Source organism: Flavobacterium sp. (assembly GCF_043778725.1).
GTDB lineage: Bacteria > Bacteroidota > Bacteroidia > Flavobacteriales > Flavobacteriaceae > Flavobacterium.
The window spans coordinates 1-5,858 of the sequence record NZ_JAYWFT010000057.1; the positions used below are offsets into that span (position 1 = coordinate 1).

The following is a 5,858-nucleotide window of genomic DNA, read 5'->3' on the forward strand; positions in this document are numbered from 1 at the left end:
CAATGTTTTCAGGACAAATTATACAATATATTGTAACTCCTGTATTAGGAATTCCTGTAAAATGGGTTACCGAAATCACTCATGTAGAGCATAAAAAATATTTTGTAGACGAACAACGTTTTGGACCCTACGCACTTTGGCATCACAAACATTTTATAAAAGAAATTCCTGGTGGTGTAGAAATGGAAGATATTGTAGATTATAAAGTTCCAATGGGAATTCTTGGTCAATTAGTACATCCGTTTTTAGTAAAACCTAAATTGAATGAAATTTTTGAATACAGAAGAAAAAAATTAATCGAAATGTTTGGAGAATACTATGATAAAAATTCAAAAAAATAAATAACTAAGCATCGAAAGAAACTAAAATAAATTCAAAATAAAATGAAAAATATACTATTAATAGGTGGATCTTACGGAATAGGATTTGCCATTGCAAAAGAATTACAAGAAGGAAATAACGTTTTTGTAGCTTCAAGAACCAACGAAAATTTGTCTCAATTAAACGTTACTTATCTACCGTTTGATGCATCAACAGATGTTTTAGACACCTCCAAATTACCAGAAGTTATAGATGGATTAGTATATTGTCCGGGAAGCATTAACTTGCGACCATTTCGTGGATTAAAACCCGATGCTTTTGAACAAGATTTACAGATAAATTTCATAAGTTTGGTGAAAGTAATCCAAGCTGTTTTGCCCAATTTAACGGCTTCCAACCAATCTAGCATTGTGCTTTTTAGTTCGGTTGCAGCAAGTATGGGAATGCCATTTCACACTAGTGTTGCTGCTGCAAAAGGTGCTATTGAAGGATTTGCAAAAGCATTGGCAGCAGAATATGCTCCAAAAATTAGAGTAAACGTAATTGCACCATCACTAACCGATACGCCATTGGCAGAAAAGTTTTTAAGCAACTACGATAAAAAAGAAAAATCGGCACAACGTCATCCACTAAAACGAGTTGGAACATCAGACGATATGGCGCAAATGGCAAGTTTTTTATTATCTGAAAAAAGCAGTTGGATTTCGGGACAAATCTTCCATGTAGATGGCGGAATGTCAACTTTATTAGTAAATGGTTAAAAGTTTGATTTTATTTAAGAGTTTAAACAAAATTAAACCACTTTTAAACAATTTAAACCACATTAAACAAAAATTAAATGAACATATTCTGGTTTCGACGCGATTTACGATTAGACGACAATGTTGGACTTTTTCATGCATTAAGTGCCGATGAAGAAGTGCTTCCGATATTTATTTTTGATGATTCGATACTTTCGCAATTGCCAAAACAAGATGCACGTGTAACTTTTATTCACAATCAGCTAGAAAAAATCCAAAAACAACTTCAGGAAATTGGAAAATCACTAGCTATTTTTCACGGAAACCCATTTGATGTTTATCAAAAATTAATTTCAGAAAACATTATAAAATCGGTTTATACTAATCACGACTATGAACCGTATGCACGCAAACGCGATTTAGATTTATACCATTTATTCAAGAAAAATAATATCGAATTCAAGACAAGTAAAGATCAAGTTATTTTTGAAAAAAGCGAAGTGGTAAAAGACGATGGAACGCCCTATGTTGTTTATACACCATATTCTAATAAATGGAAGGAACGATTTAAGCAAATTGAGTTAATCAACTATAATTCAGAAGATTATTTACATAAAATAGTGCTTCACTCCTATCCTTTTCTTAGTTTATCGGATATCGGATTTGAAACTTCTTCTATAAAAGTTACACCATTTGATATTTCAAACAATCTAATTGACAACTATGAAGCAACAAGAAATTTTCCTGCTTTAAATAAAACTTCCTATCTCGGAATTTATCTAAGATTCGGAGCCGTTTCTATCAGAAAAATGATTAGTAAAGCCATTGAAAGTAAGAATGAAACGTTCTTTAAAGAATTAATTTGGCGTGAGTTTTTTATGCAAATATTGTGGCATTTTCCTCATACAACTAAATCAAGTTTCCGACCAAAATACGATGCAATTGTTTGGGAAAATAACGAAGATTTATTCCAAAAATGGTGCAAAGGAAAAACTGGTTATCCTTTTGTAGATGCAGGAATGCGCGAATTAAACGCAACTGGCCACATGCACAATCGTGTACGAATGATTACAGCAAGTTTTTTGTGCAAACATTTATTAATTGACTGGCGTTGGGGTGAAACTTATTTTGCCACAAAATTATTAGACTATGAACAAGCAAGCAACGTTGGAAACTGGCAATGGGCAGCCGGAAGTGGCGTTGATGCTGCGCCTTATTTTAGAATTTTTAACCCTACTGAACAAGTAAAAAAATTCGATAAAGAATTAAAATATATTAAAAAATGGATTCCAGAATTGGAAACATTACACTATCCGGCGCCAATTGTAGAACACAAAGAAGCACGTGAAAAATGCTTGAAAGTTTATAAAGAAGCCGTTGGTTAAAAAGTTCTCCTTTATCAGTTATAATTGCGCAGATTATTACTTAAAACATAACTAAGGAACTTAGGAACTAAGCAACTAAGAATCTTAGAAACTCAGAAATAAAAACATGAAAATAGTTTGGTTTAAAAGAGATTTACGATTGCATGATAATGAAGCACTTCACACGGCTTTATCATCATCAGGCAAAGTAGTGCTTCTTTACATATTTGAACCAAGTATGATGAAAGATTACCACTACTCACAACGTCATTTTGATTTTATAAAACAATCATTAGAAGCGCTTCAAAAAGAATTACTTCAATTTCATACACAGATTCTGATTTTAGAAGGTGAAGCAGTTTCTATTTTTGAAAAATTAAATGCACTACTTCCAATAACCTCTGTTTTTTCGCATCAGGAAACTGGAATCAAACTCACTTACGACAGAGATTTGGCGGTAGCAGAATTGTTTAAAGAGCACGGAATTGTTTGGCACGAATTTATAACAAACGGAGTAATTCGCGGTTTAAAAAATCGTCAATCATGGCGCGAAACTTGGTCTGATTATATGGATAAGGAAAGTTTACCGCTTAATGCAAATGCCCGAAGTTTTATCAAGTACAGAGAATTAGAAGAAATTGAAAATCAATTTAGAATTCCATCCTTAAAAACAGATACAAATTTACCTTTTCAAAAAGGTGGAACGCCAACAGCAATAAGGTATTTGAATAGTTTTTTAAACGGAAGAGTTGAAAATTACAGCAAACATATATCCAAACCAGAATTGGCAAGAAAAGGTTGCAGCCGATTGTCCCCATACATTGCTTGGGGAAATCTATCGATAAGACAAGTATATACTGCAGCTTGGGAAACTCGTGAAAAAGGAAAATACAAACGTCCAATTGATAATTTTGCAGCACGATTGCGTTGGCAAGCACATTTTATTCAGAAGTTTGAAATGGAAAGTTCTATGGAATTTATAGCCGTAAATAAAGGCTATAGAAAACTAAATCAAGGTGTTAACGAACGTTATCACAAAGCTTGGATAACAGGAAAAACTGGTGTACCATTAGTTGATGCATGCATGAGATGTTTAAACACAACTGGCTATTTAAACTTTAGAATGCGAGCTTTAGTGGTTTCTTTCTATACACATCACATGTTTCAACCATGGCAAAATTGTAGTCCGCATTTAGCACAACAATTTCTAGATTTTGAACCCGGAATTCACTATCCACAAATTCAGATGCAAGCAGGAGTTACCGGCGTAAATACCTTGCGAGTTTACAATCCTGTAAAAAATTCTTACGAACATGATGCCGACGGAACTTTCATTAAAAAATGGGTTCCAGAATTAACCAAAATTCCAGTTGAATTTATTCACGAACCTTGGAAATTAACACCAATAGAGCAAATGTTGTACGACTTCGAAATTGGAATAGACTATCCATTTCCGATTGTAAATCTTGAAGAAGCAAGACGTTTTTCAAGCGATTTCTTTTGGTCTATGCGAAAAAAGGATGAAGTAAAAAAAGACGGAAAACGCATTCTAGAAAAACATACATTGCCTAACAGAGAAGCTAGTTAAACTATATTCTTTATTTTATCAAAATTTAGTTCCTTATAATCATAAATAATAACATCTGCCAACGATTGATCCTGATTATCAACACCTTCACTTTTGTAAGCAATACAATATATTCCAGCTGAATTTGCTGCTTTTATTCCGTTAGTACTGTCTTCAATAACAATACAATTTTCAACATTAGTTTTTGCCAATTCAGCAGCTTTTAAGAAAATAGCTGGATTGGGTTTCGATTCGGGAAAATCATTACCACTCACTTTGTGTGTAAAATAGTGATTCAAATCAAATCGCTCAAAAATCTTGTTGATAATTTGCATTTCAGAGGATGAAGCTACAACCAACTGCATTCCGTTATTGTATAGATTTACAATTAAATCTTTTACGCCTGGCATCAAATTCAAATTTTCACTTTTGTCGAAAGCTTCAATGAAAAGTGTATTTTTTTGTAAAATCAAGTCCTCAATTGCGTGCGGAAGTCCAAATCTATCTTTGATTTTTTGATAAATCATTTTGTTAGAATTACCAGTAAAAGTTGAATAAATTTCATTAGTTACTTCGATATTCAAATTTTGAAACTGTGCAAAACTTACTTCATGATGCAAAGGTTCGCTGTTGACTAACACACCATCCATATCGAAAATTACGGTTTTAATCATGGGATTATTTTATTTTAAATTTTTAATTTTTTTGGATGACAATTCGTTGAAATGATTGATAATCAATTGAGCTTTCGATAAATCTTGCAGTTTAGAATGTTCGCTATTGTAACCAATACAAAAAATGCCGGCAGCAACCGAAGCTTCAACTCCGTTAGAAGAATCTTCTATAACGATACATTCATTTATTGGTGCTTTTGATAAAGAAGCAGCATGTTCAAAAATTGCAGGATGTGGTTTTGACTTGGGGAAATCTTCACCACTAACAATATCAGTGAAATATTGATTCAATTGAAAACGTTTAAAAACTCTGTCAATAGTAACTTTTGAAGCTGAAGAAGCAAGAATTAACTGAATTCCATTATGATGTAAATCCTTAATTAATTCTTCTACACCTTCCAGTAAATACAAATCGGTCTTGGTATCGAAAGCATCATTAAAAAGTGTTCTTTTTCTTTGAATTAAATCTTCAACCTCATACGGTAAAGTAAAAAGTTCTTTCAATTTTTGAAAAACGTTTCGTGTTGAGTTTCCTGTTAACGAAGCAAAAAGTGGCTCAGTAACCGAAATATTTAATTCCTCAAAATGCTTAAAATAGGCATAACGATGCACAGGTTCGGTATCTACAATTACGCCATCCATATCGAAAATTACAGTATGTATCATTTTTTTGTTTTTTTTCATTTCAACGAAAAATATATCACTTAACGTTTAGAAACTAGTGTTAAATAATGTGATTTCTCTTACGTACAAATGACAACATTGTGGTATTACATTTCTTTTTTTATTATATAACGAATTACAGTTTCAGCCATATACAACCCAAAAAGTCCTGGCATATAACTGTTTGTGCCATAAAATGATTTTTTATAATTAGAACCATCGGTCATCTTCAAGCTGCTTTCGTCCTGAATTTCTGATGAGAAAACCACTTTTAATTTATCTATTTTAAACTCTTTTAATCGTCTTCTGATGGTTTTGGCAAACATGCAATTTACGGTGTTTGTGATGTCGGCAACTTTCACTTTTGCTGCTTCCATTTTTCCACCTGCGCCCATGCTTGAGATGATTTTTACACGTTTGCGTTTGGCGCCAATTATCAAATTAAGTTTGGGAGTTACGCTGTCGATGCAATCTAAAACGTAATCATATTTTTCCTCAACAATTTCAAAAGCGCGTTCTGGAGATAAAA

The 5,858-nt window shown here is 32.8% G+C and carries 6 protein-coding genes and 1 pseudogene; 4 read left to right on the forward strand and 3 right to left on the reverse strand.

From position 1 onward, the window contains the following. From ACH2CG_RS04805 to ACH2CG_RS04820, 4 genes are all read left to right on the forward strand, one after another. Positions 1 to 341, forward strand: a 341-nt coding sequence (locus ACH2CG_RS04805; RefSeq protein WP_395062748.1) for a cell division inhibitor, incomplete at its 5' end; no start/stop codon positions are given. Between the two features lie 42 nt (positions 342 to 383). Further along, complete coding sequence (locus ACH2CG_RS04810; RefSeq protein ID WP_395062750.1) at positions 384 to 1,082, forward strand: SDR family NAD(P)-dependent oxidoreductase; 699 nt, start codon at positions 384 to 386, stop codon at positions 1,080 to 1,082. A gap of 77 nt (positions 1,083 to 1,159) precedes the next feature. Then, positions 1,160 to 2,446, forward strand: coding sequence for a cryptochrome/photolyase family protein (locus tag ACH2CG_RS04815; RefSeq protein WP_395062751.1), 1,287 nt, complete (start codon positions 1,160 to 1,162; stop codon positions 2,444 to 2,446). A 106-nt stretch (positions 2,447 to 2,552) separates the two neighbouring features. Further along, entirely contained in the window at positions 2,553 to 4,013 is a 1,461-nt protein-coding gene (locus ACH2CG_RS04820; RefSeq protein ID WP_395062753.1) for an FAD-binding domain-containing protein, read from the forward strand. Here ACH2CG_RS04820 and ACH2CG_RS04825 read toward each other — a convergent pair. From ACH2CG_RS04825 to ACH2CG_RS04835, 3 genes and pseudogenes are all read right to left on the reverse strand, one after another. Beyond that, positions 4,010 to 4,666, reverse strand: coding sequence for an HAD family hydrolase (locus ACH2CG_RS04825; protein ID WP_395062755.1), 657 nt, complete (start codon positions 4,664 to 4,666; stop codon positions 4,010 to 4,012). The two genes, ACH2CG_RS04820 and ACH2CG_RS04825, sit on opposite strands and share 4 nt — an antisense overlap. A gap of 9 nt (positions 4,667 to 4,675) precedes the next feature. Beyond that, positions 4,676 to 5,332 (reverse strand): HAD family hydrolase, encoded by a 657-nt coding sequence (locus tag ACH2CG_RS04830; RefSeq protein ID WP_395062757.1) that lies wholly within the window; start codon positions 5,330 to 5,332, stop codon positions 4,676 to 4,678. A gap of 104 nt (positions 5,333 to 5,436) precedes the next feature. Continuing rightward, positions 5,437 to 5,858, reverse strand: a pseudogene (locus ACH2CG_RS04835) (tRNA threonylcarbamoyladenosine dehydratase); the annotation flags it as partial.

Bases quoted from the DNA above. Each gene is read 5' to 3' on its own strand.
- ACH2CG_RS04815 (WP_395062751.1), top strand. From the start codon at position 1,160: ATGAACATATTCTGGTTTCGACGCGATTTACGATTAGACGACAATGTT.
- ACH2CG_RS04825 (WP_395062755.1), bottom strand. From the start codon at position 4,666: ATGATTAAAACCGTAATTTTCGATATGGATGGTGTGTTAGTCAACAGC.
- ACH2CG_RS04810 (WP_395062750.1), top strand. From the start codon at position 384: ATGAAAAATATACTATTAATAGGTGGATCTTACGGAATAGGATTTGCC.
- ACH2CG_RS04830 (WP_395062757.1), bottom strand. From the start codon at position 5,332: ATGATACATACTGTAATTTTCGATATGGATGGCGTAATTGTAGATACC.
- ACH2CG_RS04820 (WP_395062753.1), top strand. From the start codon at position 2,553: ATGAAAATAGTTTGGTTTAAAAGAGATTTACGATTGCATGATAATGAA.